Annotated in this window: 23 protein-coding genes and 1 tRNA gene; 6 read left to right on the top strand and 18 right to left on the bottom strand. The window is 47.1% G+C overall.

The features are described 5' to 3' along the window. Window positions 1-21: 21 nt before the first annotated feature. The 11 genes from DES40_RS05235 to DES40_RS05285 all read right to left on the bottom strand — a co-directional run bounded on the left by DES40_RS05235 (window position 22) and on the right by DES40_RS05285 (window position 10005). A complete protein-coding gene (locus DES40_RS05235; protein WP_121099476.1) occupies window positions 22-777 on the bottom strand; it encodes a peptidoglycan recognition protein family protein in 756 nt (251 codons plus the stop codon). A gap of 12 nt (window positions 778-789) precedes the next feature. Then, window positions 790-1206, bottom strand: a complete 417-nt coding sequence (locus tag DES40_RS05240) for a DUF1801 domain-containing protein (RefSeq protein ID WP_121099477.1) — start codon at window positions 1204-1206, stop codon at window positions 790-792. Between the two features lie 23 nt (window positions 1207-1229). Beyond that, on the bottom strand, window positions 1230-2117 hold the full coding sequence (locus DES40_RS05245) for a DMT family transporter (RefSeq protein ID WP_121099478.1): 888 nt from the start codon (window positions 2115-2117) through the stop codon (window positions 1230-1232). Window positions 2118-2154: 37 nt separating this feature from the next. Beyond that, window positions 2155-2502 (bottom strand): hypothetical protein, encoded by a 348-nt coding sequence (locus DES40_RS05250; RefSeq protein WP_121099479.1) that lies wholly within the window; start codon window positions 2500-2502, stop codon window positions 2155-2157. A 103-nt stretch (window positions 2503-2605) separates the two neighbouring features. After that, window positions 2606-3319 carry a TerB family tellurite resistance protein gene (locus tag DES40_RS05255; protein ID WP_121099480.1) on the bottom strand — a complete coding sequence of 238 codons (714 nt, stop codon included), beginning with the start codon at window positions 3317-3319 and terminating at the stop codon, window positions 2606-2608. 75 nt (window positions 3320-3394) lie between these two features. After that, the gene (gene metF, locus DES40_RS05260; RefSeq protein WP_121100446.1) at window positions 3395-4366 is read right to left on the bottom strand and encodes a methylenetetrahydrofolate reductase [NAD(P)H]; all 972 of its coding nucleotides are present in this window, start codon (window positions 4364-4366) and stop codon (window positions 3395-3397) included. A 22-nt stretch (window positions 4367-4388) separates the two neighbouring features. Next, window positions 4389-5324 carry an ArsR/SmtB family transcription factor gene (locus tag DES40_RS05265; RefSeq protein WP_121099481.1) on the bottom strand — a complete coding sequence of 312 codons (936 nt, stop codon included), beginning with the start codon at window positions 5322-5324 and terminating at the stop codon, window positions 4389-4391. A 59-nt stretch (window positions 5325-5383) separates the two neighbouring features. After that, window positions 5384-7294 carry a glycoside hydrolase family 9 protein gene (locus DES40_RS05270; protein WP_121099482.1) on the bottom strand — a complete coding sequence of 637 codons (1911 nt, stop codon included), beginning with the start codon at window positions 7292-7294 and terminating at the stop codon, window positions 5384-5386. 190 nt (window positions 7295-7484) lie between these two features. Continuing rightward, on the bottom strand, window positions 7485-9143 hold the full coding sequence (ettA, locus tag DES40_RS05275) for an energy-dependent translational throttle protein EttA (RefSeq protein WP_121099483.1): 1659 nt from the start codon (window positions 9141-9143) through the stop codon (window positions 7485-7487). A gap of 112 nt (window positions 9144-9255) precedes the next feature. Continuing rightward, window positions 9256-9753: a hypothetical protein gene (locus tag DES40_RS05280; RefSeq protein WP_121099484.1), complete on the bottom strand. Its 498-nt coding sequence runs from the start codon at window positions 9751-9753 to the stop codon at window positions 9256-9258. 9 nt (window positions 9754-9762) lie between these two features. Further along, window positions 9763-10005 (bottom strand): helix-turn-helix transcriptional regulator, encoded by a 243-nt coding sequence (locus DES40_RS05285; protein WP_170144892.1) that lies wholly within the window; start codon window positions 10003-10005, stop codon window positions 9763-9765. 139 nt (window positions 10006-10144) lie between these two features. Between DES40_RS05285 and DES40_RS05290 the strand changes: the two genes are divergently transcribed. Next, window positions 10145-11239: an acyltransferase family protein gene (locus DES40_RS05290; RefSeq protein WP_170144893.1), complete on the top strand. Its 1095-nt coding sequence runs from the start codon at window positions 10145-10147 to the stop codon at window positions 11237-11239. A 73-nt stretch (window positions 11240-11312) separates the two neighbouring features. Beyond that, the gene (gene xth / locus DES40_RS05295) at window positions 11313-12110 is read left to right on the top strand and encodes an exodeoxyribonuclease III (RefSeq protein ID WP_121099486.1); all 798 of its coding nucleotides are present in this window, start codon (window positions 11313-11315) and stop codon (window positions 12108-12110) included. A gap of 2 nt (window positions 12111-12112) precedes the next feature. On the opposite strand, the gene DES40_RS05300 is transcribed toward xth, so the two are convergent. The 6 genes from DES40_RS05300 to DES40_RS05325 form a co-directional block, all read right to left on the bottom strand. Next, window positions 12113-12994 (bottom strand): DUF3137 domain-containing protein, encoded by an 882-nt coding sequence (locus tag DES40_RS05300; protein ID WP_233345437.1) that lies wholly within the window; start codon window positions 12992-12994, stop codon window positions 12113-12115. A 30-nt stretch (window positions 12995-13024) separates the two neighbouring features. After that, entirely contained in the window at window positions 13025-13981 is a 957-nt protein-coding gene (locus DES40_RS05305) for a DUF3137 domain-containing protein (RefSeq protein ID WP_121099488.1), read from the bottom strand. Beyond that, a complete protein-coding gene (locus tag DES40_RS05310) occupies window positions 13981-16989 on the bottom strand; it encodes a valine--tRNA ligase (RefSeq protein WP_121099489.1) in 3009 nt (1002 codons plus the stop codon). The genes DES40_RS05305 and DES40_RS05310 overlap by 1 nt, the downstream gene beginning before the upstream one ends. Window positions 16990-17166: 177 nt before the next feature. Further along, window positions 17167-19266: a DUF2497 domain-containing protein gene (locus DES40_RS05315; protein WP_121099490.1), complete on the bottom strand. Its 2100-nt coding sequence runs from the start codon at window positions 19264-19266 to the stop codon at window positions 17167-17169. A gap of 204 nt (window positions 19267-19470) precedes the next feature. Further along, window positions 19471-21015 (bottom strand): TolC family outer membrane protein, encoded by a 1545-nt coding sequence (locus tag DES40_RS05320; protein ID WP_147405855.1) that lies wholly within the window; start codon window positions 21013-21015, stop codon window positions 19471-19473. A 60-nt stretch (window positions 21016-21075) separates the two neighbouring features. Beyond that, window positions 21076-21729 (bottom strand): protein-L-isoaspartate O-methyltransferase family protein, encoded by a 654-nt coding sequence (locus tag DES40_RS05325; RefSeq protein WP_121099492.1) that lies wholly within the window; start codon window positions 21727-21729, stop codon window positions 21076-21078. 187 nt (window positions 21730-21916) lie between these two features. On the opposite strand from DES40_RS05325, the gene DES40_RS05330 reads away from it, so the two are divergent. The 3 genes from DES40_RS05330 to dprA all read left to right on the top strand — a co-directional run bounded on the left by DES40_RS05330 (window position 21917) and on the right by dprA (window position 23884). Continuing rightward, window positions 21917-21990: transfer RNA gene (locus tag DES40_RS05330), tRNA-Cys, on the top strand. A 92-nt stretch (window positions 21991-22082) separates the two neighbouring features. Next, a complete protein-coding gene (gene plsY / locus DES40_RS05335) occupies window positions 22083-22754 on the top strand; it encodes a glycerol-3-phosphate 1-O-acyltransferase PlsY (RefSeq protein WP_233345439.1) in 672 nt (223 codons plus the stop codon). Continuing rightward, a complete protein-coding gene (gene dprA / locus DES40_RS05340; RefSeq protein ID WP_121099493.1) occupies window positions 22751-23884 on the top strand; it encodes a DNA-processing protein DprA in 1134 nt (377 codons plus the stop codon). Before plsY ends, dprA begins: the two co-directional genes overlap by 4 nt. Here the strand turns inward: dprA and DES40_RS05345 are convergent. Continuing rightward, window positions 23881-24069, bottom strand: coding sequence for a hypothetical protein (locus tag DES40_RS05345; protein ID WP_147405856.1), 189 nt, complete (start codon window positions 24067-24069; stop codon window positions 23881-23883). The two genes, dprA and DES40_RS05345, sit on opposite strands and share 4 nt — an antisense overlap. Before the next feature lie 209 nt (window positions 24070-24278). On the opposite strand from DES40_RS05345, the gene topA reads away from it, so the two are divergent. Then, window positions 24279-26912 carry a type I DNA topoisomerase gene (gene topA, locus DES40_RS05350; RefSeq protein WP_121099495.1) on the top strand — a complete coding sequence of 878 codons (2634 nt, stop codon included), beginning with the start codon at window positions 24279-24281 and terminating at the stop codon, window positions 26910-26912. Window positions 26913-26936: the final 24 nt, after the last annotated feature.

The raw sequence follows: 26936 nt of genomic DNA on the forward strand, positions 1-26936 counted from the left end.
GCCTTTAGGCCGAAAGGTGAATTATGGCAACTGCCAAACGAGCGCGCCAATGCGTTGCAAACAGTCCATATCGACAAAGCCAGAGATATCATCGGGGCGCCAGCGCCGTTGAAAGGCCCGCATCGCCTTTGATGTCGTCTCGTCAAATTGGCCCGTTATGGCCACATCATAGCCCAGCTGGGCCAGTCCTTGCTGGACGACTGACACGCCTCGGTCTCGGTCGCCCAGTTCAAACAAGACCCGTTTATCAGACTCGGTCTCTTCGGCTGTTTCCTCTTGAAACCATAGGCCGATGCCCGCTGCCGCCAGCCCCGCCCACGGGAAATGCTCGCCGGGGTCTTCCTTACGGCCGGGGGCCAGATCGCTATGACCAATTACGTTCCACGGGCGGATATTATGGCGTTTAATAACCTCATGACACAGCGCAATAACGGCATTGATTTGTACATCGGGATAAGCTGGCGGCGCGCCATTCACATCGGGAAAATTATGCCCCCCATTCACAATCTCTATACCAATCGACGCCGAATTGACATCGCGTATGCCGCGCCAAGACCCAATTCCCGCATGCCAAGCCCGGTGCGCTTCATCCACCAATTGTTGCACGCGGCCATCCTCATGCACCAAATAATGCGCGCTGACTTTGGCCTGCGCATCGCACAAACGCTGAAGGGCCGCCTCCCCGCTCTCCATACCCGTATAATGCAAGACAAGCATAGACAGAGGCAAAGTCCGCTCGTCGTAATTGGGGCTGGTCTGGTGCGTATCGATTAGCATGCGAATTTTGCCTTATTCCGGATATTTCTTTGCCAAGAGCCTCAGCCCCTTAGCAATCATCTCTTCCAAAACGCTAACATCTACATCGGAAAGGCGCTTAATATAAAGGCATGATTTGCCTATTTTATGTTTACCCAAACGCGACAGCTCATCTTCGAAATCCTGATAGCCCGGCATGATATAAATAGAGATATTTTGAGCGCGCGCCGCAAATCCCGTGCGCAGCGCGTCACCTTCGCGGCCGCTCTCATATTTATAATGGTAACGACCAAACCCCACAATTGAAGGCCCCCACATTTTAGGGGAGTGCCCCGTCAGATTTTGCATCATATCCGCAATGACGCGGCAATCCGTTTGTTTCTGATCCGGGGATATAGCGCTCAGATACGCTTCAACCGAAGCATCGGTTTCAATCGTTTTATTGGTCATAAATGGCCCCCATTTGCCTATGTTTATGGCTCCGCCATATCTATTACCGTTTTACTAGAACTTTGCCGGCGTGCAATCACATATACTGCCGGCAGAATTATAACGGCCCCGATAATGTATCGCGCATTTAAGGTTTCGTTCAAAAGTACGACGCCTAAAATGGTCGCAAATACTGTCATCATTAACGTCAGTGGCACAACAACAGACACATCATATGTCTGCAAAAGGCGAAAATATTGCCCATGAGAAAATATACTGACAATCACCGCCGCATAAATCGCCGCAATGAATACAGGCATTGGGCTATTGCTAATCACATCTACTTGGCCCGTTTCCATTACAATTGATGTAATTGAACTGCCGAACAATAAAACAACCGCTGTCCAGGCCACATAAACTTTCCAATCAATATCGCCCACGCATTTCATTAAAACACTGCCAATTGCTAGAGAGGCATAAGCCATGAAAATGAAAAACAAACCCCAATCCAAGCTTAGTGCCCCGGGTTCATACACCATAAAACAAACGCCTAGAAACGCCGCTATAATGGCTATGCCGCGGACCCAACCGATTTTTTCTTTTAAAAAAACAACAGACAGGAGCGTCGCCATAGGAATTACCATCTGCGCAACCACAGAAGCTCCTGACGCAGGCGCCGTCTGCAAACCAGTATATAGAAACCCTAAATGCGCAAATCCCACAGCTACGCTCACGCAGAGTAAGAGCCAAAATTTCTTTGGCAAAGGCCTAAAGAGATACACCCCCATGAGAATGATAACAAAAACCGCGCGTATTGCCCCCAACATAAATGGTGGCAATGGCGTTGAGCTCAGGGCCCAAGAGCTAATGACAAAATTGCCGCCCCAGCCGAGGCAACAAAGCATCATAATCCAAAAATCTAGAGGTCTCATATTACGGCCTTACCAAGGCCGTCTGACAGGTCAAATATTAATCGTCGACACTCCACCCATCTGGTGTGTGTTTCGCATCAATAATTGGGCCTTCTGAAGCCTGCTTGTCAGCAAAAGGCGCGCCAAACTCAGCCTGCATTTTTTTGGCTTGGGCTTCAAACTGAGCCCGAGGGCCAAACGGCTTACCTAATATTTTGGCCCGTCCCCAAAAGAAGACAAAAGCCAACAAACCGACAATGGCGATTCCAGCCACAACAAAAAAAGCAAACGCCGCTGATACAGCGAGCATAAATAAACCTGCGACGGCTGCGCAGCCTAAAAAGAGAATGCGTGTGACAGATCCAAACCAAGATGTCGGACCATTCAAGCTATATGTGTTCGTCATAATATTACCTCACTCTTTATTTCGGGGCAAAAGGGAGTTTCGTCAAGATGTAGAGCTTATCATTTCCGTAAGGAAAGCGGGCGATTAGTCTTTTACATGCTTTCTAACTAGCTCGGGGTAAGCCTCGGCCTTTTAGCGGCTTTCCAGCTCTCAGAGCCATAATGTCTGCATAAGCGCGGTTAATAACGGCCATTTTATGGTTTGCTAGCCCCATTAGCTCTCTGGGCGCACCGCGCGCAATTAAACGATCAGGATGATTTGCCGCAGCCATTCTTCGATAAGCGCGCTTTAAATCTTTATCAGAAATATCTTCATCTACCCCAAGTATAAGATAAGGGTTTTTAGGCGACACACCTAAATTGGACGAACGAATCCGGTCATACTCCCGGTCAGAAAAACCAAATATCTCACCAACCCGTTCTAAATAGGCATGTTCCTCTTCCGTCACAATTCCATCGGCTAGAGCGATATGGAATAAGCCGTCCATAACATCTTCTAAAGCGGCTGGCTTTGCCCGAAAGTATTTCGCGACAATTTTAGCATAACGCTCAAACCCTAAAGTCGTTTGGCGCGCTAAATCAAAAAACTTGGCAACTTGCGTTTCTGAAGAGGGCTGAGGTTGGAAAACTTGTTGAAAAGCATGAATGTCTTCAATGCGTACTTGCCCATCGGCCTTGGCCATTTTGGCGCCTAGGGCGACCAAAGCCACAACTAGCCCTGTTTGATCAATAGGTCCCGCTCTGCCTTCTTGGCACACCGTTGCTGGCGGCCCAAAAATTTGAGCGGCTCCGCTAAATATGGACTGCCAAATACTCACGGCTCTGGCGTTAGTCCTGCTGTACAAGAAATTCAACCATTACAGCTTTTTCTCAAACACTTTCCTGTGAACCCATTACGCAGAATGTCTATTTGGAGTTCTACCCCCTTTGCGGTGATGCAACCCTAATATCCGAGACACGGCGACAGCCATCTCTGCTCTATTTAACGTATAAAGGTGAAAATCTCTTACGCCTCTATCATGTAATTCAGCCGTAAGCTCAGCAGCCAATGAGGCCGTCAAGAGCTCCCTCGCCTGCGTATCATTCTCTAAACCTTCAAACAGCTCAGCATACCATTCAGGCACTGAGACACCACATAGTTTAGACATGCGAGCCAAACCCTTGAAGTTTGGCTGTAACATCAAACCAGGAATAATTGGAATGTCTATACCTGCATCCAAAACGCGGTCCTGAAAACGCCAAAACACATCAGGAGAGAAGAAAAATTGTGTTATCGCCCGCGTCGCACCGGCATCCACTTTTCGCTTTAAATTATCAATTTCCTCTCTCCAGTCTCCACTTTCTGGATGGAGTTCAGGATACGCCCCCACTGTTACATCGAAATCTGCAATAGATTTAATACCCGCAACAAGGTCACAAGAATAAGCATACCCATTTTCAGTAGGTTTATATTTCGCGTCAATTCCGTCTTGTGGGTCCCCCCTTAGCGCCACAATATGGCGTACTCCAGCATCCCAGTAATCCATGACAATTTCATCAATTTCATCACGGCTTGACCCCACACAGGTTAGGTGTGCGGCGGGCTCAAAAGTGGTTTCTTTGACCATGCGGCTAACGGCATTATGTGTTCTTTCCCGCGTTGAGCCCCCTGCACCATATGTCACAGAGACAAAATCAGGGTTGAGAGGTTCCAGCTTCTTTATCGCATCCCAAAGCCGCGCTTCCATCTTATCCGATTTAGGCGGAAAAAATTCATAACTAACCCGGATGTCGCCCGTTGGGGCGGCTTTGGCGGAACTCGTCGCAGCACGCGCAATAGCGCCTATCGCCGCATTTGGATCGCGCTTAGGAAGAATTGTATTCATGTCATCATCATCCAATTAAATTTTATGAGAGCTTTTGCGCTTCCCAAATAACCACTGCCGGGTTGTTTGTATTTATCACGCGCTGTGTATTTTGAATTTTTAATCCGACACTCTCGCTCCACTCTATGATTTCTGCATCCGAAAACCCTAGGCGGCGATGCGCATATTCGTCTCGAAAGGATTCAACGCTATGGGCTTCAAAATCAATGATGAGGAGCGTTGCTTTATGGCGCATAACCCGCGCAGCCTCGGCAATGGCTTCAGATGGGTCATCTAAGAAATGTAGAACTTGGTGCAGTGTAATGAGATCAGCCGTTCCGTCTTTGAATGGTGTGGATTGCAATTTGCCTTGCTGAACAGAAATATGAGCAAATTCATCGCCCGCCAATTTATGCCGCGCCACTTTCAACATTTCAGGACTTAAATCTATCCCGGCGCCATGTTGAATTTGCGACGCAAATAACTCTAACATGCGGCCCGTGCCCGTTCCCATATCAATCATGAATTCAAAAGATTGCTCAGCGATGCGTTCTAGCAATGCAATTTCTATATCCCTTTGAGGTAAATACTCATTACCAAGCTGCTTATCGTCAAGCGCGACTTTTGCGAAAAACTCCTCAGCGACTTTGCTCCTTGCATCTCGAACCTTTTGCAGTTCTATCAAATCGGATTTGAACACATCATCATGGCGAGGGATATTCTTTAAGATCACATCGACAAGCCTCGCTCCGTCAGAGTTCCCGCGTTTTAACCGTGAGAACACCCAACTGCCTTCTCTTAAGCGTTCAATGATACCGACAGATTCCAATGAATTTATATATTGGGTGACGCGGGGTTGGGAGAGATTCAATATTTGCACCAACTCCGTCACCGTCAGCTCGCCGCGCTCTAACAAGGCCAAAATACGCAACCGACCTGTATGGCCCATCGTTTTTAATATGCTTGCAAAATGCTCCATTGGAACAACTTACCATAGCTCGATTTAAATTCATATAAGAAAATCTTTATATGGTGTATTTACCTCACGAATTTTGAGAGCAATCTAAGATAAGAGACCTGATATCCATTGCTATTCTCTGTCACTGACCAACTATTGATGGGCCATCCTTCATTGAAATCCGCGTATGACTTAGCCCCTGGCTGGCCGACTGGCGGACGCGCAACAGGCAACTCACACATAGCTTTGCCATAGCCACCACATGTACCGCTCTGGCAACACGCGGCACGTTCGTAACCCGCATTTGGGCCGCCAACTAAGAACCCAGGTGCAGGCCCGTATTGTGAGGTGCGTACATCGTCAAATTTTGACCCCTCTGAGAACCAAGCATGATAAAAACTATTTACCGAGTTTTCTGCGCCTAAGGCCGACATGTTCGACAAATAGGTTTTACCGAGCGGATTAACCCCATGAAGATAATGCACATAGCCTAGCGCTGCATTTAAATTATCTCTCGCAGAGCGCTGTCCAACACCACTTAAAACGGCTTGGGTATAGAGTGAACCTCTACGGGCTTTTATGTTGTTACTGCCCCACCAATAACCATCAACAAAGGCTCCATAAGCGTCTTCCCGATTATCAATAGCGGGCCAACCATTATAACCCTGAAGAATATTGCGGTCATAATCACGCTTAATCTTTGACGAAAATCCACGATTAACGCCCGGTAGCCGAGCAAAATACAGCAGGTCAAAAACCATTTGTCCTTCAAACCCGTTCAACGTACCCGCATCCATAGGGTCAATTTTATTATAAAGCCCTTCAACAACCTTATGAAAATACTCGTCCTGAGTGAGAGCATAAAGGTGAATAGCCGCAATAATCGATTTATTCGCAAGGCGTTCGGGTCCAACCTCTTGCTGCCCTGCCGCGAGACCTTCTGTTCCGTAATTTGGGTCATTATTAAAAAACTGAACCCGTGGGTTTTCCTCGGCCCATTTCCATGCCCTTATGGCGCGATCAGCATAACGGGAACTGTCAGCTCTATATTTTGCATGGTTATTGAAAACTTTTGCGGCAAAGGCAAAGGCTCCGGCACTGGCTATCGTGGCGGATGTGTTTTCTGGGCCGTAAAAGCTAGCCCCTTTTGCCATTGATGGCGGAGAGGCGCTATCAAGCGCCATAATTGATAGCACAGAACCATTTTCATTTTGCATGCGCTCGAGCCAATCAAGGCCCCATTTAACCTCGTCCAAGATATCGGGCACACCATTCCCAGATTCAGGGATGCCAAAATCGTCTGTCCAAATGACAGGGTTTTCCACATAAGTAGAAAGTAACACGGTGATATATTCAGCTGTCCAATTTGTATATTTATTATAATCCCCTGCATCGAACCAACCGCCGCGCAAATCTCTTACTGTTCGCGGGTCGTCTTTGCGATTATACAAACGTGCTTGCGTATCCTGACCTTTTCCCAAATGACTCGCTTTATCAGCATAGGCTGCAGAGGCATATTTAGCGCGTTTCTCAAACCCAGCCCTTTGTAGGAAAAAGGTCTTAAAAGCCGCCTTTAAAACTGGCGCATAGACCGTGTTCGATATTTCAAAAGGATAGCTCTGCACGCCTTTCTCAAGGTCTCGAACCACATAGGATCCCGGCTGTGTGACGGGAGAAAAATCAAACCACCAAACTTTATCACCGGAACCTTTATCGGTTGCACCCTTATTCCAAAGCCTAGGCTGACCTTCAAAAACAACTCTTTTGGTACGAGTGTTAATGACAGCATAACGGGCGCCCGGCGTGAAGCTGTTGGCGGCATCAAAGCCAATTTTCGGATCTTTTATGATCGCTTTTTTTTCTAAATCAGGCAAATAACCAAATTGGTCGACTAATATCGGCGGCGGAGTTTCCGCAAAAGCTTGAGGCGTTGAACAGCCTGACAAGACTAAAACCATTATCAGGAATACAATATATAAAACTCGGTACATGACCTTACCTTAACGCTTAAACCTTAATCAACGCCACCTTATCACAACTATATAGAGCGGGGATGAATATACCCGAAATTTGTCAATTGCGTAAGCTACGCCCAAGGTGAGCGCCTTTGGGTACAGTCTACACCTGCCCTGCTTGCAGGCTATATTTCAAAGAAAAAGCCCGCTTAAAAGCGGGCTCTCTTTATCGATCAAATTTTACGAATTTCAGCTTCTTAGGCATATCCGCATCAGGGCCGAGGCGGCGTTTCTTATCTTCTATATAATCAGCAAAGTTTCCTTCAAACCATTCAACATGGCTATCGCCTTCATAAGCCAGAATGTGTGTTGCCACACGGTCAAGGAAGAAGCGATCATGAGAAATTACAACGGCACAACCCGGGAATTTTTCCAGAGCCACCTCAAGTGACGCGAGTGTTTCACGATCCAAATCATTGGTCGGTTCATCGAGGAGGAGTAAGTTCGCAGGTTTCGTTAGCATTTTAGCGAGGTTTACGCGGTTTCTTTCCCCGCCTGAAAGCTGCCCCACATTCTTTTGCTGATCTGTTCCTTTAAAATTAAACGCCCCAACATAGGCCCGTGATGGGACTTCGCGTTTACCCATATGGATGATATCCAAACCATCTGAAATCGCTTCCCAGATATTTTTAGAGTTATCAAGCGCATCCCGGTTTTGGTCGACATAGCCAAGCTCAACCGTTTCGCCCACTTTGAACTCACCTTCATCAGGCGTTTCTTGACCCGTAATCATTTTGAATAAAGTCGTTTTACCCGCACCGTTTGGCCCGATAACACCGACAATACCGCCGCGCGGAAGTTTAAAGGACAAGTCTTTGATTAAAAGCTTGTCGCCAAATCCCTTGGAAACATTCTTCGCTTCAACAACCACATTACCCAAGCGTTCGCCCATTGGGATACGAATATCCGCATGAGACACAACTTCGTTTTCGGCTTCGTCCCGTAAGTTTTCATACGCGCTAATACGCGCTTTTGATTTTGTTTGGCGCGCCTTTGGATTTGACCGAATCCATTCAAGTTCTTTTTTGAGCGCCTTGGTCTTAGAATCCGCCTCGCGGCCCTCTTGATCCATACGTTTAGCCTTGGCATCCAACCAAGAAGAGTAATTCCCTTCATGTGGATAGGTACGACCACGATCGACTTCGAGCGTCCAATTCGTGATATTATCAAGAAAGTAGCGATCATGGGTAATGAGGATGATGGCCCCGCTATAATTAACGAGGTAATTTTCAAGCCATGCCACTGTCTCAGCATCCAGATGGTTGGTTGGTTCATCGAGTAGAAGCAAGTCAGGCTTTGACAATAGCAGTTGACACAAGGCTACACGGCGCGCTTCACCCCCTGAAAGGTTATCGACAGGCGAGTCTTTGGGCGGGCAACGCAGCGCCTGCATCGCCATTTCAATTTTACTATCAATATCCCAAGCATCACGCCCATCAACAAGCTCTTGCAAAGCTGTCATTTCTTCCATGAGCTCATCGGTATATTCTTCGGCCATCTTCATCGCCGCCGCATTATAGTCATCAAAGATTTTCTTATCTTCGCAACCTTCAATCACATTGCCCCAGACAGTTTTATCGGTATCGAGGCGCGGCTCTTGAGGAAGATACCCCACTTTCACACCTTCGGCCGCCCAATGTTCGCCCGTCACTTCGGTATCCACGCCTGCCATGACTTTCATCAATGTCGATTTACCCGCACCGTTCACACCGATGAGTCCAATTTTGGCATCGGGGTAAAAAGACAGATGTACATTATCGAGGATGGTCTTATTGCCGAATTTCTTCGTCAGACCTTGCATATGATAGCAGAATTGGCGGGCCATGTTACGCTCTTATTATCAGGTGAATTACTTGATGCGCGATATGCGTTGGCGCGTGCAAAAATGCAAGCGCTTGTGGACAGTCTTTCTGTTTCTCGCCCGTGGCAAATGGTAATTATTCATCCAAAATCGGCTTTTGGGTCCAAGCAATATGCGTAATGGGCAAGAAGACCATAAAAAACATTACATTCATGACCAGCAAAATAGCCGTGGCAGGATTAACGAGAGGCGCCCTTGCCTCGGCCCCGCTTACCCACAGTGCTAAAACACTCAACGCGGCCGTCAGAGCAAAACCTATGAGGATGATTTTATAAGAAAATGCCTTGGCCTTGATGACTGTCCCTCTTTCGCGTTCATCCAATCTGCAATGCAGATGTGAAAGCCTATAGAAAATGCGATCGCTGGATAAAGGTATAGCCGACATCAATAGAAGTGTGGTGATGAATAAGTGAATCGCCTTTGGAGTGCTATCTAAGAGGCCCAACATTTCAATGATGCAAAAGGAAGGAAAGCCTATCAAGGCAATAGCCGTAAAGAGCCGCAATCGATTCAGCGCCTTGGGGGTCAATGCATAGTCATTTGGGGCGCAATTTTTTCGAATTAAACCTGCCATCATCTTCTCCTAACGATTTTGTCTTTGGGCAGCTAATTGCTCTGCCATTGTTTTGAACGGACGTGGGCTGAAAGCCATATCAATCGGAACTTCAAAAAACTCCGCGAGCTTAAAAGCTAGCTCCAAAGACGCGTTATAATCTCCACGTTCTAAATAACCGATGGTCTGAAAGTTGACTCCCACAGCCTCTGCAAGCTCTTTTCTTGAGAGCTGCCTTTCAGTTCGCAATGTTTTGATACGATTATAAATCATAATGTTGTATATACACAACATTATGTTCATTTCAATGCATAGGCCCTCATTTCACGCCGTAAGGGCACCACCGTGTTGTTTAGTAACAATATTTTTTCGTTTTTGGTTTAGACACAAACTGGAATTTAGAGGAATGACTATGCAGTCGGATATAAAATCGGACAAAAGCGCGCTGAATTTACTTAGCCGGCTAAATGCTGTTCGCCTTTTTGTCGTGCTTCTCATTACGGTGGGGTATGCCTCTACAATGCCACAGGGCCCAAGCTATGCGGAGATATTCAATGTCTTTGGATATGACCCCAGTTGGTTCGGAATTCAGCTCTTATTTTTCATCTCAGGGCTTTTGGCCATGCGGAGTGTAGAGAATGGCCGAACCGGTCTTGCTTATCTATCATCGCGTTTTTGGCGAAACATCCCATTATTAGCCGTTATAACTATTCTGACCCTTGTCATCCTCATCCCACTATTCGGGACCTTCGACGGCAGCGCCACACAAGTCATGTCCGCATTGGCAAAATATCTTGCCCTTACGGTGTCCTGTGTTGATCCTGGTGTCCCCCTAGAGGGATTGTTTGATGACGCGCGTTACATGTGTCTGGTGCAAGGTGGACTCTGGACATTACGTTATGGGGTCATCCTTCATATCGGGGTAAGCCTTGCAGGACGATTTGAAATTATGCGCCGTAAAAAATTCGTTCTTATAATCACAATCATGGCCGTGTTGGCTTATCTGATGGCATCCTATGTTATAAGCGTGAAAAGTTTGAACGCCCTTGCCACCCCACTAACAGGCTTACGTCTCTGCTATGCCTTCCTTATCGGTATGTCAGCATGGCTTTATCGTACTGAACTATCAAGTTTTGGGGCCAAACTATGGATATTGCCCCCTCTATTTGTTGGCATTGCGGCGGTGAATTATTTATTACCTTGGACTTCAATCATAGAGGTAAGCCTTACAATGGCATGGATAAGCCTTTGTTTTATTGCACTTTTCTTAAAAATTAAGACATCACCTTTTCTTCAGATGGTAGAAAAATGCCCTGACCTTACCCTTATCATTCTCCTCGTTAACTGGCCTATTTGTCAGGTTATTTTGCAGTTCCGTGACGAGTGGAGCATTTTGCCATTCATTGGCTATTCAACGGCGTTAACTCTAACGATAAGCTTTGTTATTCACAGCATTAGGGCACGTCTGAAAAACTATTCTGGAATGCATCAGTTAAAAACGGCCTAAACCAGAGGCGTTATTCCCGCCTTATCTCGCAAGCTGTCTTGACTCTGACGCGCCCCTGCCCGACCACGCAATTATGAAAATCGCGACTTGGAATGTAAACTCAATCAAAGCCCGCATGCACGCGGTCACGGCGTGGCTAGAAACAGCCAATCCCGATGTGGCTTGTCTACAAGAGATAAAAACGGTTGATGACAGCTTCCCTCGTCTGGAAATCGAGGCCCTAGGTTACAACATCGTGACCCACGGCCAAAAGAGCTATAATGGTGTGGCCGTTCTTTCAAAGCTCCCTTTTGAAGACGTAAACCCCAGGCTCCCCGGTGATGAGAGCGATGAGCAGGCACGGTATTTAGAGGTTGTGGTAAGCGCTAAAACTGGCCCTGTTCGTATAGCGTCTATTTACCTTCCGAATGGCAATCCTGTCCGTGAAGACCCCCTTAAGAGCCCAAAATATACATATAAACTCGACTGGATGGCGCGGCTTAAGACCCACGCAGAAGCCCTCTTGAAAAATGAAGAGCCGCTTATTCTGGCTGGTGATTATAATGTTATCCCGCGCAGTGTGGACACACATGATCCCAAAGGGTGGTGGGGCGATGCCTTATTTAGACAAGAAACATTAGATGCTTTTCACGCCCTGAAATATATTGGATTAACTGAAATGTTCGAGCAATTTGATAATCGCGGCGGAGAATTTACATTCTGGGATTATCAAGGTGGTGCGTGGCAAAATAATCTGGGCATTCGGATTGATCATTTATTACTTTCCCCGCAGGCTGCTGACCGCGCCAAGGGTATTGAAATCCATAAACATGTCCGTGAGGGGCAAAAGCCCTCTGACCATGTCCCTGTCGTCGGCGAATTTGACCTATAAGGCTATATCCGGGGACGCAATAAACCCCACAGGGCAGGATCGACCATTTCGTGTCCTGTCTCCGTCATAAAGTCTGGTTTGGGCTCCGTTTTCATAGCGCCAGATTCTATGGCGGTATCAATGGCCTTTTCGACTAAGCTTAACCGGGCCTCGTAAAAGGCTCTGCGTTCACCCTCTATTTCCCGCTCTGGTTTGGCACGGGCGCAGGCATGAAGACCATCAATATCGGCCAGTAAACCAAAGACCAATTTCATTTCCCGCGTAATCGACTTTTTTGCATCCTGCGCACTTATCTCGTGACGATCAGAACCAAATTGCACATTTTTACCAAGCGGCAAGAGCGCATGCATTCGGTTTCCCAAAAAGACGATTTGCAATCCCTCAAACACCGCCAACGTATTAAAACTGATCAAGCGTTCCATGAAATCTGGCGTCATCAAACTGCGGCCTTCGACTTGGTCATCGGCATAGACCTCAAATAGGCGTTCAAAGCCAGAATCCACCAGACGTAAGCGTGACATATCTTGGAGGGTTTTCGGATTTAAAACGCCTGCATCACGCAAGACAACCGTACGGCCCATAAAACCTGTAAAGTGATCTACACTTATCAATATTCCAACAAAGCCAGAGTGTTTATAGCTTTCGCTAGTTTCACGCGCTGCTATTTCAAGCATCTCAAAGGGGAGATCGCGAAAACCCTTCCCTATAATATGCCCATTACATTGAAAATAACCGCTCGAACTGCGGAGCATACCCGTCGCGCTGAGTAGCGGTAATACAGGCGGCGGCATAGATTTAGCACGATATCGCCAGCCCAACAGATTATAACTCTTCATACGAAGTGATTGTAAGTCTTGGGGGTTGCGCGTTGAAAAAACCGTCATAAAGCGGTTTAACATGTAATCTTTAAAGCCTTATTGATGGCGGGGTAGCGGTTTCATGACTCCGTCCACGAGATGGAAAACAGCCGCAATTTCATCCAAGATTTTTTGAGTCCGCTCTGTCGACAAAAGCGTTGAAAACATAGATCCTGCTTCAAATTGATTTGGCGTTTCGACGATAATTAAGAGACGACCTTCGCAAAACCCAAAGCGGATATTTTTCCCAGATACTGACTTTTCCAAATCTACAAGCCTTTGCATAAAAGTGGGCGTCAATAGATATCGCGCCTCAACTTGGTCCGTACCATAGGCCTCAAAAATATCTTCAAATACAGGGTCAACGAGGCCAACCCGTTTCATATTTGCAATTGTTTTTGACTGAAATATTTTTTTATCCCGCAATACAACGGTTGTGCCTAAAAACCGCTGCGGGAATGTAAGTGACATCATTTGCCCCCGCATCAACGTACGCCACTTTTTATCTGACCGCTCCTCTATATGAAACTCTATCGATTCAAATTCTGTCCCATGGGCCGCACCAAAAATATGATCCTCAAAAGAGGCGCGGCGATTACTTAGGAACGAATCCACCTTTGGCAGTAGTCTCAACGTAGACCATATCGTCAAATCGGGCGGAATTTTAACCTTAGATACAAATGTCCATCCTACATAACCGCAAATTGCTCCGACGATTTTCTCTTTCGTAGCGGAGCGAACACTCGCTGTTAAATATGCATAGACCGCCATTATTGCGGCAGCTCCAAGAAACATCGGAAGAATATTGAATTTTGGGTTAGAGCTTAATCTGAAAACTAGAAACGTCGCGAGAATGCTCAGCACCACAATGATGGCGCTGAGTATTTTTGTTTTCAAGATAGCGTCCAGACGAACAGCTTCTTGAGCTTGCAAATACGGCAAAACCTCTTTGTCGTAATGCGCCTCAAATCCTTTCAATTCGGGATGGCCGATATTGAAATCTGAGGGCTGCATTACCCAAGCCCGCTTATAGCTTCTTGTAGTTTTTCAATCTCAGACGCGTAATCAGCCCGGCGGTCTTTCTGGAGCTGCACCACTTTTTCAGGCGCTTTATCCGTAAAGGCAGGATTGCTTAGCTTCTTATCGATTTTGTCAATTTCCGCTTGGGCCTTTTCAATCTCTTTGGACAAGCGTTTGCGTTCGGCCTCCAAATCGATAAGGCCCTCTAGCGGTATCGCATAAGTCACGCCGTCAACGACGGTTTGCAATGCCCCTTGCGGCGCTGCCTCGGCCGTTTCGACCTTATCAACTCGTGCCATAGGCGAGAGCTGCGGCGCATAATAAGCAAGACGTGGATCCAAATCTTTAGCAAGCATAAGAAGCGCGGCTTTCTTTGCGGGCGGGATATTCATGTCAGCCCGAACCGAACGAATATTCGTGATAAGAGTTTGCAGCCACTCAATCTCTTCTATGGACTGTGGTTTGATATAGGTGTCATCCAATTCAGGCCATGCCGTCACAATCAAATTATCGTCGCGGCTTGTATCGATTTTCAACCAAATCTCTTCGGTGATAAATGGCATAAAAGGATGCAAGAGTTTCAATATCTGATCCAAAACCCAGGCGAAAACAGCCTGAGTTTCCTCTTTTGCCGTGCCTTCTGCTCCAGATAAGAGCGGCTTGGTCAGCTCTAAATACCAAGAACAGAACGTATCCCACGCAAATTTATAAACCGCATCAGCAGCGTCATTAAAACGGTAAGCCTCAATACAACGCGAGACCTCTTGCGCAGTTTTTGCCGTTTCCGAAACAATCCATTGGTTGATTGGGATAATGGCTTTGGTCACGTCATAATCATTATTTGGGCGACATTGATTCATTTGCCCAAAATTGGCCGCAGACCAGAGCTTGGTACCAAAATTTCGATATCCTGCGATACGATCCACAGACAGACGAATATTACGCCCCTGCCCAGCCATCGAAGCCAGAGTAAAACGTAGCGCATCCGCGCCATAAGCCTCAAACCCATCCGGATATTGCTTGCGTGTAGCCTTGGCAATTTGCGGGGCCTTTTCAGGGTTTTTCAATCCGCGAGTGCGTTTTTCAACCAAATCATCGGCGCTCACCCCGTCAATCAAATCAAGCGGGTCTAGCGTATTGCCGATAGATTTCGACATCTTCTTCCCTTGCTCGTCCAAAACAAGCGCGTGGATATAAACATCATTGAATGGAACGACGCCGTTTCCGTCTTCGTCTTTCATGAAATGCAAACCCTGCATCATCATGCGCGCCACCCAGAAAAAGATAATATCAAAGGCGGTGACGAGGACAGAGGTAGGATAAAACCGCTCTAATTCTTCGGTGTTTTCAGGCCAGCCGAGAGTCGAAAACGGCCAAAGCCCAGAAGAGAACCATGTGTCGAGAACGTCTGGGTCCCTCTTTACTTCTATGCTTGCAGAAACTTGACCATCTCTAATAATCTCTATTAAGAAATCTTCTGAACCGTAATCATTCGAATTTTCATCGTAATTAACTGGATCTATATTTTCTTGGATGTCTCCAAGAATTGAAAAATGGTTGAGAGCAGCTTTGACCGCATCTTTTTTATTTGAAGCTACAATTATATTGCTCGGCAGATTATGAACTTCGCCCTGATGAACCACATTCCCATAAGAAGGAATATACCAAGCAGGAATTTGATGTCCCCACCATAATTGCCGCGAAATACACCAAGGCTGTATTTCTTTCATCCAATGGTCATAGGTTTTCTTCCAGTTTTCAGGGATGAACTTTGTGGAACCATCGTCCACTTTTGCCATGGCTTGCTCGGCCAATTTATCCGCCGCGACGAACCATTGATCCGTCAACATCGGTTCAATCACAACGCCAGAGCGATCGCCATAGGGCTGCATGATTTTCTTATCTTCGATTTTAATAAGTAGACCTTCGGCATCAATATCGGCAACGACGGCTTTGCGCGCTTTGAATCTATCCATGCCGACATATTTTTCGGGCATGATTTCAGAGGCGCACATCGCGCCTTTCTCGTCCATCAGACTGTACATCGGGATGTCATTGCGCTTGGCGACTTCGTAATCATTAAAATCATGCGCGCCCGTAATTTTCACGGCGCCAGACCCAAAATCCATATCAGGATATTCATCCGTAATAATTGGGATTAATCGGTTCGCCAGCGGTAAGCGCACCATTTTCCCGACAATCGGGGCATAGCGTTCATCATCAGGGTGAACCGCCACGGCTCCATCGCCAAGCATGGTTTCTGGGCGTGTCGTCGCGATGGAAATATAGTCACGTTCTTCGGTCAGCGTGATATTTCCGTCTTCGTCTTTTTCAACATAGGTATAGGTTTCGCCGCCTTCGAGCGGATATTTGAAATGCCAAAAATGGCCGTCTTTTTCGATGTTCTCGACTTCTAAATCAGAAATCGCAGTCTGGAAATGTGGGTCCCAGTTTACCAGACGCTTATCGCGGTAAATTAATCCTGCCTCATACATTTCGACAAAGGCTTTGGTCACGGCTTCAGCCATCTTGTCAGTCTCATCATCAGGATTGCCGAGCGTGAATTTTTCACGCGACCAATCACAAGAAGACCCTAATCGGCGTAACTGTTGATTGATGTTGCCGCCGCTTTCTGCCTTCCAATTCCAAACATGCCCCAGAAACTCTTCACGGGTCATATCTTTGCGCGCCTTGCCTTCTGCGGCGAGTTTACGCTCGACGACCATTTGCGTGGCGATGCCTGCATGGTCTGTACCCGGCTGCCATAATACAGCCTTCCCTTTCATTCGATTATATCGAACAAGAATATCCTGAATGGTATTATTGACCGCATGGCCCATATGCAGGCTGCCCGTCACATTGGGCGGCGGGATCACGATAGAAAAATTATCGTCTTTTGTATCTGTCTCTTTAGCCGCACGCGGTTTAAACGCTCCGCTGTCTTCCCACATTTTGTAAAGCCGTTTTTCGGCTTCTTTTGGATCAAATTTACTCTCGAGCATTCTTATTCTCTGTATCTGGTGCTTTTAACAAAAGTCCGTATTGGGGGCGGTATCGCCTATTCAGAAGCAAAAGAAAACCTTCAATAAAGCGCGAATAACAGAGATAAAAAAACCCCACACTTAAAAAGCGCAGGGTTTATAATTCCAGAGGTCTGAATAGACCCAAGCGAAATTCAATTACTTACCTGAAGCAATTCTTTTCACTTCTTTTGTTACGGCACGTTCAACGATGCCTTTCAGATTTGAATCGAGCCATTCTTTCAGCATTGGACGCAAGGCCTCCATAACCAAATCACCGATACGATCGCCGCGTTCCGCCGTTATCGCTTGCTCCTCGACAAGTTGATTGAGTGATGCAAATGCATCAGCCGTGGCTGTTTCCGTTACATCATCTAAAATTGCGTCTGATTTTGCTGCGGCTCTAGCCATATCTGCAGTCTCCTTTTTATTATCTATCTTGGTCGCACTCTCTGATTCAAGCGGAACCTCTAAATCGATGGTTTCTTCTTCTGAAATTTCTTCTAGCGCCTCAATATCAGCTTCCTGCGCCTGAAGTGTAGACATCACGGCCCCCGCCCCTGCGGCAGCCGCGCCCAAGCTCACTATGCCTAAAACGCCATCAACATCACCAATTTCCTGAGAGTTAGATTCAAGCGCTTCGGCGTCACTCTCGGCAGATGCTGCAATCTCAGACAAAGTAAGAGCGTTTGGTTCGCTCGCATTCTCTTTGATATTTTCCAGCTCATGGGCAGCAATGTCTTCTGCTGTGAAATCTGGTATAGTTTGTTCGGGCGTGGGAATTTCCAACATCGCCTCAATGTCTTCTAAATCACCGGTCACATCTGCATCACCGTCAATGGTATCAGCAGGGTGATCAATGATTTCATCCTCTAGGCTCATATCAAGGATTTCGTCCATGATATTTATATCGGCCTCTGTGCTATCGGCATTTTGATTATCAGTCTCTGAATCGCCTAAATCAGATGCCACGACTTCAGAGCCGCTAGAGAGAGCCTCAACTGAGTCTAATTCAGTCAGTTGAACGGTCTCTGGCGCAATATCACTCACCACATTTTCAGATGTAACTTCCGGCTCTGTTAAGTCCGCCATCAGCGACTTTACCAAATCCATATCTTCATCATCTGTGTTTAATCCGGGGCCAGCCAAATTGAGATCAATGTCGTCAAACTCAGAAGAGTCGATTAGCGCTTCTGTGTCGCTCTCAACTTTTGTCTCGATAATAGTTGGCTCTACGGAATCACCCTTATCGTCAATCAAACGATTCAACATGGATTCAAAATCTGAAACCTCTCGCTCAGGCGTATTGTCAGCCTGCCCGTTTAAGACCAAGTTTTCTTTGATGTCACTTTGAACAGATTCAGTGACCTCTTTCGTGGCTGACTTTGCTTTGCCGATTCCTAAACCCGCAAGCCCTGCCGCCAAGAAACCTTTCTTAGCCGTACGGTCCGTGACCGGCTCTATCAAATGATCGGTTAAATCGCTTTCTACAGACTGCGGAGCCGCATCCATATCAGGCATTTCTAAGGCTTCGTTCGAAATTATGGATTCAAGTTCGGCGAATAAACTATCCTCACTTTCATCCTCAGCCGCGAAATTTGATTCAATTTCTATATTTGATTCGTTAAAAATAGAATCGTTTTGACTGTCTCTTGAGAGAGTTTCATTCGCTTTCACGGTCTCTGTTTCAGCGTTTAGAGGCTGAAATGCGGCATCATCATTCAAGAAACTTGATATAGCCGCTTCGTTTTCCTCAGAGACAGATAAATCAGCATTTTCATCCATTTCAGGCATTTCTAAGGCGTCTATTTCAAGGCCACCTGACAGGCTGTCCGAGACAAAATCGTCTTCACTCAGCATAGGAATATCAACAGAAGAGGGTTGGAAATCGGCGCCGCCCAATAGGGCATCAATATCTAAATCGACAACACTCGCCTCAGAACTTGATAGGGCATCCCCTGACAATTCCGCATCATCACCATCTAGTAACCCTTTGAAAACACTGTCTTCATCCAGATTTCGAGATTGGAGATTTGAGTCCACTCCCGTATTTGCCGTTAACTCACCTTCAAGGTTCTGGGAAAGGGAAAACCCTGCGTCCTCATTTACGGTGCTAGCCTCACCCAATGGCTGTGGAGGCGCAATGTCCATCACTTGCTCATCGTCCGCGATGATTTTACGGATGGAAGCCAATATGTCTTCCATGCTCGGTTCATCGCCCTGCTGTACTTGTTCTGATTCTGCTGTCGGCTCAGACATAGTATCCCTAATTGTTCAACGCCCACTTTTTACAAAGTGCTATAAAGTGATCTCCCCAGATGCACTTCTTTAAAATAGGGTTAAGACAAGCCGTAATGGTTGTCTAGCCAGAGGTTCAATCAATTCTGGGGGGAAGTTTTTTTCTTATACAATTAATCGTTTGAAACGAAGAAAATTTAACGCTCAATTTGCTGTCATCTCGCCTTATTTATCCAGAGCGCTTTCATCCATAGCGTCAGAACCAAGCCCCGAAGCCTCAGCTTCATCGCTTTTTGGGCTCACAGAAATGACGTCATCAACATCCTGAGCCCATGAGGTTACGGGTTTAACGATAGCCTTATCAACAAATCGCGACAAACCATCATCGCGTATAGTTTCGAAATTTGCCTTGGGATCATAAAGATTATCAACAGCCAATTGAATACCATCAGCATCAAAAACCCCTATTGTGGCCAGAAGCAAAAATTGCGCGCTATTCAGATTACGTTCCGCGTTTATCAAAGCCAGTTTTGCATTTAAAAGCTCTTGTTCAGCGTCCAAGACATCTAATTGTGTGCGGGTGCCAACCTCTTGTTCAAGGCTCACACCCTGAAACGCTATCTCAGCAGAGCTGACCTGTTTTTCTGAGGCCAATAAGCTAGCCTCTGCGGCTTGGCGGCGGGCCCAAGCCTGCATAACCCGCTCATCAATTTCGCGTTCTCTATCTCGCGCCTCAAAGGATAATCTCGTTTTGGCATGTTTAGCCTGCCTCACACGAGAACTATTCAAACCGCCTGAAAATATCGGTATCGTAATATTCGCGGTTAAAGACGCCGTTTCTGCTTCCTCAAAACCTAACAACTGACCGCGTTGTGCGGCGACACTGCCATTTAGTGAAACTGTCGGGCGGCCAGCCGCTTTTGCGGCGTCAATAGCTGACTCTCCAGCCTCTTCATTAAAATAGGCCGCAAAAAGCTCAGGGTTATTCTCTCGAGCCAATCGCATAGCCTCATCAACAGTCGCCGGCGTTTTGAAAACAGGGGCTGGCTGTAAATCTATCGGCATTCGTCCCACAAGACGCTTATAGGCCGCTCTCGCAATCTGAAGGTCTGCATCGGCCTGCGCCAATCCGGCTTCAGCTGCGGCTAATCGCGACTCAGATTGCGCTATATCTGTGCGGGTTCCCTGCCCCACATCGAAACGTTCATTTGCTGCAGATAATTGGCGATCCAGAACGCGAATATTATTACGCCGAATTCGAGCTGTCTCATCTGCTAGTTGGACATCTAAATAAGCATTCGCCGCCGCGAGAAAAAGCTGATTTTCTGTTGCGCGCAAAATCTCACGTTGCGCAAGAATACCCGATTTTGCCTGCGCCTTTAGCGCTTTCACCCGTCCGCCCTGATAAATTGGTTGGATAATCTGAACTTGTCCCTGTGACGGGGCATAATAAAATCGGTTATCCGCAGTGGCTGGAGAGGGCGGAGTCAAGCCAACACTTTGAGCCGAACCTGTGTCAGGGCCATCTAAAACTGTACGGCTATATTGCCCGCTGGCATCTATGGTAAAACGGCCTTGGGCTCTCGCTTGAATATAGGATTCGTCCACTTCACGTAATTGCGCGCGGGCCGCTAAGAGTTGCGGATTCTTATTATAAACCGACGCCAGCGTTTCAGAGAGCGTTTCAGCCTGTGCCAAAGACGAAAACCCGAGCCCGCAAAGACTGCTGGCAAACACAGTCATAAGAAATGTTGGAAACGAACGGGTCAAATCTATATCAGCTCTTTCTTGTTAGCGTTCAATGACGAAGCCTTTACAAGACTGCCGTCTCTAAAACACGAAACTGGGTTCAGGGGTAAATCCGGCTAAAATTGGAGCACTCGAATCAAAAACGACGCGTTCACCAACGGCGTTGCCAGATTTTGTATAAACCGTAGCCTGCCCGATTGGCCCATTTTGAATAATGCAAACCAAACGGCCTTTATTCGCCAGTTGAGACAACCAAGTTTTAGGGACTTCGCTGACAGCGCCATTTACAAATATAACATTGAAAGGGCCGTGTTCAGATGCGCCAACTTTCAAATCGCCTTTAACGACAGCGGCATTGTTAATGCCTTCTTTCACTAAAAGGTCTGTCGCTTTATCAACAGCTTCGTCGGATGTCTCCAAACCGACAACCGTATCGGCAAGACGGGCCATAATCGCCGTAGAATAGCCCCGACCACAGGCTATATCGAGAACAATATCAGAAGGACGAATATCAGCCGCATCGACCAATTTAGCAAAATCACGTGGGCGTAACATAACACGATCTTGATCTATGGCGACATGTGCATCCCCATAAGCCAGCGCCATCTGAGATTTTGGCATAAATCGTTCACGGGAAGTTGTCCGAAAGGCCTTTAAAATGGCAGGTTCAGTGACATCACTGGTCCGAATTTGGCTTTCAACCATATGGTCACGCGCTTTGGCGAAGTCGAACATAATATCCTCATAAATTAGACAGCCAACTCGGCGCTGTCATTTCGCTTTCACGCTATAGACCGTAGCACTTACTCCGCGCAATGGCGGATTTCCGTATAAGTTCCAGTCAAAAGCATTTTGATGCAATCTATGACAAATCTTACTTGCGAGATGCATTCCCTCTCGTTAAGAGGGCGTCCACCACGGCGGTACCATGGCGGAGTGGTGACGCACCGGATTGCAAATCCGTGTACCCCGGTTCGATTCCGGGTGGTACCTCCAACCTTTGCTCCATCGGAGCGCTTTCAGCACAGTTTTACTGACAGCCCTTAGTCACAAGACATAAGGCGCTGAAAGCTGTCCGAACCAAGTCTATGTCATCGACTGACGTAACAAGTCGATATGCGTTTTTACTTTACACGTCTGGCGGCTTTGGGCACGATTTAGCTATGGATATTATACCGACACTTACAGCCCTCATAACGGGCTATCTTTTAGGCTCTATACCTTTTGGGCTCTTACTTGCGAAAGCGACAGGGCAAGGAGACATTCGCAATATTGGCTCAGGGAATATTGGAGCTACCAATGTGTTGAGAACAGGCCGCAAAGATATTGCCGCATTGACGCTTATTTTGGATGCGGCCAAGGCCGGCGGCGCAGGGCTCGTCATTCTTCATTTCTTCGGCCAACCCTTTGGCTATATGGCAGCAGCCGCAGCCTTAGTGGGGCATTGCTATCCTATTTGGCTTGGCTTTAAAGGCGGCAAAGGGGTTGCAACATTCTTTGGCGGGCTTTTTGCTCTGGCTTGGCCTATTGGTATATTTGCCGCCATAGTCTGGCTCTCGACAGCCTTTATCACACGGCTTTCATCCCTTGGCGCTTTATTGGCCTGCGTGGCTTCTTCTGTATTAGCATGGTTTATCTCTCCTTTCAGCGGCGCTGTAATGGTGGCTTTCATGGCCTTTATCATTCTTATTCGTCACCGCGAAAATATAGCGCGGCTTATGAAAGGCGAAGAAAGTAAGATCGGACAAAAAGGAAAGTGAACCTAAACTCTCATCTTTCACACCGTTTAAGTTTTACGGAAAAACGAGATTGGTTGCGCCTCACTCGGACTCAGACAGTTGGCCCCGTTGCCTTTCGTGATTTATTACTTCGTTACGGCAGCGCTGGGAAAGCACTCGAAGCCCTACCCTCTCTTATCCGAAAAAAAGATATAAAACCCCCTTCTCTGGAACAAGTTGAAGCCGAACTCGAGGCAAGTGAATCGCTCGGCATACGTCTTATCGCCGCGTGTGAACCTGACTACCCCGCCTATTTACGCGCTATAAATCCGCCGCCTCCCATTATCAGCGTTTGGGGCAAGGTTGATCTGTTATCTCAAAATTGTGTGGCCATTATCGGCTCTCGGAACGCCTCTGCCAATGGTCAAAGGTTTGCGGCCAATATGGCCGCGGAGTTAGGCGAGGCAGGGTTCGTTATTGTTTCAGGTCTCGCGCGCGGCATAGATACTTGCGCGCATCACGCCGCTTTACAAACAGGCACTATCGGGGTCCTTGGCGGCGGAGTTGACCATATCTACCCTCGCCAAAACGAAGAGCTACACCTTAAAATGAGACAGGAAGGCGCACTAATCAGTGAAAGCCCACTAGGGTATCGGGCCTCGGCTCGTGACTTTCCTCGCCGTAACCGCATCATCTCTGGGCTCAGCCGTGGCGTCGTCGTTATAGAGGCTGCCGAACGATCGGGCACGCTCATTACTGCGCGATACGCCGCCGAACAAGGACGCGAAGTTATGGCCGCGCCAGGGTCTCCGCTCGACCCTCGCACTAAAGGCTGCAATCGACTTATACGTCAAGGCGCCGCCCTGATTGAGAATGCCCAAGACGTCATAGAATGCCTAGAGAGCCTATCCGGCCCCGATTTACAGACGCATTTACTAGAGACAGAAAATCCATTCCAGCCCCCCGTTTTTGACTGGGAAGGAGCCAGTTCAGCGATTGAGAAAGCAAAGTCTGAACTTCTTTCACTTCTCTCGCCGACGCCGACTCTACGGGATGATATTATTAGGGCGACGGATATACCAACCCCCATTATAAATGCAGCCCTCTTAGAGCTGGAACTGAACGCAGAAATCTCTGTGGAGTCAGATGGCAAAATAGCCGCTGTGTATTAAATCTCTAATCGTCCTGTAACATAGGATTTAACCTCGCCCAATGCGGTGCTTATTTCTCCTAAGTCGCAAGCAGAGGATAAATCCTCTAACTCTATAATGATATCTTCAATATACTCCATCAGCCGCAATTGTTTGATAGAAAGCGGGCCTTGGTTGGATTTTGGCGTTTCTACGATCTTTGACATTATGTCTTTTTCCACCACTTTTTTAACGACAACCCCTATATGACACAAAACCAAATATAAACTCAAGCGTGTTTTATTAATAACTATACCTAAGCGTGTAGTTTATATTTTCCGCAGAACTGCGAGTTGACATTATATGTACTGCAGACCAAATGAGCGCCGCTATGGCCCCTGATTTTCGGGGTGATAGATAAAAAGGTACGCATAAAATGAATCTTGTTATCGTTGAGTCTCCTGCCAAAGCTAAGACAATCGAGAAGTATTTAGGTAAAGATTACAAAGTTCTAGCTAGCTTTGGACATATTCGCGACCTACCGTCTAAAAATGGCTCAGTAGACCCAGAAGATGATTTTTCTATGTCATGGGCTATTGATACGCGCGCAAAAAAACGCGTCAAAGATATTGAGAACGCGCTTGAAAAAGCTGACAAACTCATTCTCGCAACCGACCCGGATAGAGAGGGCGAGGCCATTTCTTGGCATTTACTCGAAGTTCTTTCCAAGAAAAAAGCTTTCAAGGGAAAAGAGGTCGAGCGCGTAGCGTTTAACGCCATCACTAAAAAGTCTGTCACAGAAGCGATTGCTAAGCCGCGCAAACTCGACATGGAATTGGTAGAGGCTTACCTTGCCCGACGTGCCCTAGATTATTTAGTGGGTTTCACGCTCTCTCCTGTATTGTGGCGCAAACTTCCCGGCTCTCGGTCAGCGGGCCGTGTGCAATCCGTTGCTCTTCGTATAATTTGTGAGCGCGAAACTGAAATTGAAAATTTTGATGCCCGTGAATATTGGAGCGTTGAAGGGCAAATTAAAGCCAATAGTGGTGAATTCCCTGCCCGTCTCGTCGCTTTAGACGGAGAAAAACTTGATAAGTTTAGCCTAAGTAATGAAACGCTTGCGCTGAAAGCCAAGGCCGCTGTGGAAGCCGCAAAATTATCGATTGAAAAAGTAGAGGCCAAGCCCGTCACGCGAAACCCGCAAGCGCCGTTTACCACCTCTACCCTACAGCAAGAAGCGTCTCGCAAATTAGGGTTTTCCGCAAGTCAGACCATGCAAACCGCCCAGCGCCTTTATGAAGGCATAGACATTGGCGGCGAAACGACGGGTCTGATTACCTATATGCGAACAGATGGCGTCTCGATGATTGGCGAAGCGATCAGTGACTGCCGCGCGACTATCGCATCAAACTATGGTGATGATTACTTACCCGGGCAACATCGTGAGTATAAATCAAAAGCGAAAAACGCCCAAGAGGCCCATGAAGCCATCCGCCCCACCAGCTTCACACGGACGCCAGAATCGCTCAACCTTCAAGGGGATCAAAAGCGCCTATATGAGCTGATTTGGAAACGCGCCATGGCCAGTCAAATGTCATCGGCCAAATTAGAACGTACGACCGTAACGATTTCAGATCAAAAAACAGTCGAGCTACGCGCCACAGGCCAAGTTATCCGCTTTGACGGCTTTCTAAAGCTGTATGAAGAAACAAAACCAAAAAGTGACGATGGTGACGATGCTGATGCAACCTTGCCACCCGTAAAAGCCGGTGATGATGCGGCCGCTTCTGCTATCACAGCTGACCAGCACTTTACACAACCGCCTCCGCGATATTCCGAAGCCTCATTGGTCAAAAAGATGGAAGAAATGGGCATTGGGCGCCCTTCGACCTATGCGTCCATATTAAAAGTTCTGCAAGACCGCGGTTATGTCGAGCTAGAAAAGCGGCGCTTCACCCCGGCTGATAAAGGCCGTTTATTGACGTCTTTCCTCGAAAACTTTTTTGGCAAATATGTGCAGTATAATTACACGGCTGACCTAGAAGAACGACTCGACCTCGTGTCTGCAGGCGAGCTTAATTATAAAGAGTTGCTTAGCAATTTTTGGAATGAGTTCTCAGCCAGTATCGACGAAACAAAAAGCCTGCGCGTAACGCATGTTCTGGATGCCCTTAACGACGCTCTACGCCCACTTGTTTTCCCAGACAATGAAGACGGCACAGATCCACGTAAATGCCCAAGCTGTGACGACGGGCAACTCTCTCTTAAACTCGGCAAGTTTGGCGCCTTTGTGGGCTGTTCGAATTATCCAGATTGTAAAATGACACGGCCCTTTGGGCAAAGCGCAGGTATGAACGAACAAACCGAGGATAAAGTCCTTGGTAAGCACCCAGAAACAGACAAAGACATCGTCTTGAAAACAGGACGTTTTGGCCCTTATGTCGAAATGGAAACTGAGAAAAAACCAAAACGGACCAGTCTGCCAAAGACATGGGATTATGACACCATGGACCTTGAAAAAGGCCTCCGCTTAATAAACCTTCCGCGCAAAATCGGCTCACATCCTGAAGACGGAAATCAAATTATTGCCGCCCTCGGTCGGTTCGGGCCCTATATTAAACACAATACAACCTATGCCAGCCTTAAAGATCCCGAAGACATGTTCGAGATTGGCATGAACCACGCTGTGGAAATGATTGCCGAAAAACGCGCAAACCCTGGGCGTGGCCGCGGGGGTAAAGTTGTAAAAGATTTAGGCAAACACCCAAGCTCTGAGAGCCCTGTTCACATTATGGAAGGCCGTTATGGCCCCTATGTGAAGTTTGAAAAAGTCAACGCCACCATACCTAAAGGGCAAGACCCCCAAGAGGTGACTATGGAAATGGCCTTGCAATATATCGCGGAGAAAGAAGCCAAAGCCCCAGCCAAGAAGCGAAAGGCACCTGCAAAGAAAAAAACGACAGCCAAAAAGAAGCCTGCAGCTAAAAAGAAACCAGCCGCGAAAAAACCAGCGGCAAAGAAAACCACAGCAAAGAAAACTACGGCTAAAAAACCAGCTACAGAAACATAACCTCTTTTGATATAGGGTGTTAAT

This window comes from Litorimonas taeanensis, assembly GCF_003634015.1.
Lineage (GTDB): Bacteria > Pseudomonadota > Alphaproteobacteria > Caulobacterales > Maricaulaceae > Litorimonas > Litorimonas taeanensis.

Bases quoted from the DNA above. Each gene is read 5' to 3' on its own strand.
- DES40_RS05235 (WP_121099476.1), bottom strand. From the start codon at position 777: ATGCTAATCGATACGCACCAGACCAGCCCCAATTACGACGAGCGGACT.
- DES40_RS05240 (WP_121099477.1), bottom strand. From the start codon at position 1,206: ATGACCAATAAAACGATTGAAACCGATGCTTCGGTTGAAGCGTATCTG.
- DES40_RS05245 (WP_121099478.1), bottom strand. From the start codon at position 2,117: ATGAGACCTCTAGATTTTTGGATTATGATGCTTTGTTGCCTCGGCTGG.
- DES40_RS05250 (WP_121099479.1), bottom strand. From the start codon at position 2,502: ATGACGAACACATATAGCTTGAATGGTCCGACATCTTGGTTTGGATCT.
- metF (WP_121100446.1), bottom strand. From the start codon at position 4,366: ATGAATACAATTCTTCCTAAGCGCGATCCAAATGCGGCGATAGGCGCT.
- DES40_RS05265 (WP_121099481.1), bottom strand. From the start codon at position 5,324: ATGGAGCATTTTGCAAGCATATTAAAAACGATGGGCCATACAGGTCGG.
- DES40_RS05270 (WP_121099482.1), bottom strand. From the start codon at position 7,294: ATGTACCGAGTTTTATATATTGTATTCCTGATAATGGTTTTAGTCTTG.
- ettA (WP_121099483.1), bottom strand. From the start codon at position 9,143: ATGGCCCGCCAATTCTGCTATCATATGCAAGGTCTGACGAAGAAATTC.
- DES40_RS05280 (WP_121099484.1), bottom strand. From the start codon at position 9,753: ATGGCAGGTTTAATTCGAAAAAATTGCGCCCCAAATGACTATGCATTG.
- DES40_RS05285 (WP_170144892.1), bottom strand. From the start codon at position 10,005: ATGATTTATAATCGTATCAAAACATTGCGAACTGAAAGGCAGCTCTCA.
- DES40_RS05290 (WP_170144893.1), top strand. From the start codon at position 10,145: ATGCAGTCGGATATAAAATCGGACAAAAGCGCGCTGAATTTACTTAGC.
- xth (WP_121099486.1), top strand. From the start codon at position 11,313: ATGAAAATCGCGACTTGGAATGTAAACTCAATCAAAGCCCGCATGCAC.
- DES40_RS05300 (WP_233345437.1), bottom strand. From the start codon at position 12,994: ATGACGGTTTTTTCAACGCGCAACCCCCAAGACTTACAATCACTTCGT.
- DES40_RS05305 (WP_121099488.1), bottom strand. From the start codon at position 13,981: ATGCAGCCCTCAGATTTCAATATCGGCCATCCCGAATTGAAAGGATTT.
- DES40_RS05310 (WP_121099489.1), bottom strand. From the start codon at position 16,989: ATGCTCGAGAGTAAATTTGATCCAAAAGAAGCCGAAAAACGGCTTTAC.
- DES40_RS05315 (WP_121099490.1), bottom strand. From the start codon at position 19,266: ATGTCTGAGCCGACAGCAGAATCAGAACAAGTACAGCAGGGCGATGAA.
- DES40_RS05325 (WP_121099492.1), bottom strand. From the start codon at position 21,729: ATGTTCGACTTCGCCAAAGCGCGTGACCATATGGTTGAAAGCCAAATT.
- plsY (WP_233345439.1), top strand. From the start codon at position 22,083: ATGTCATCGACTGACGTAACAAGTCGATATGCGTTTTTACTTTACACG.
- DES40_RS05345 (WP_147405856.1), bottom strand. From the start codon at position 24,069: ATGTCAAAGATCGTAGAAACGCCAAAATCCAACCAAGGCCCGCTTTCT.
- topA (WP_121099495.1), top strand. From the start codon at position 24,279: ATGAATCTTGTTATCGTTGAGTCTCCTGCCAAAGCTAAGACAATCGAG.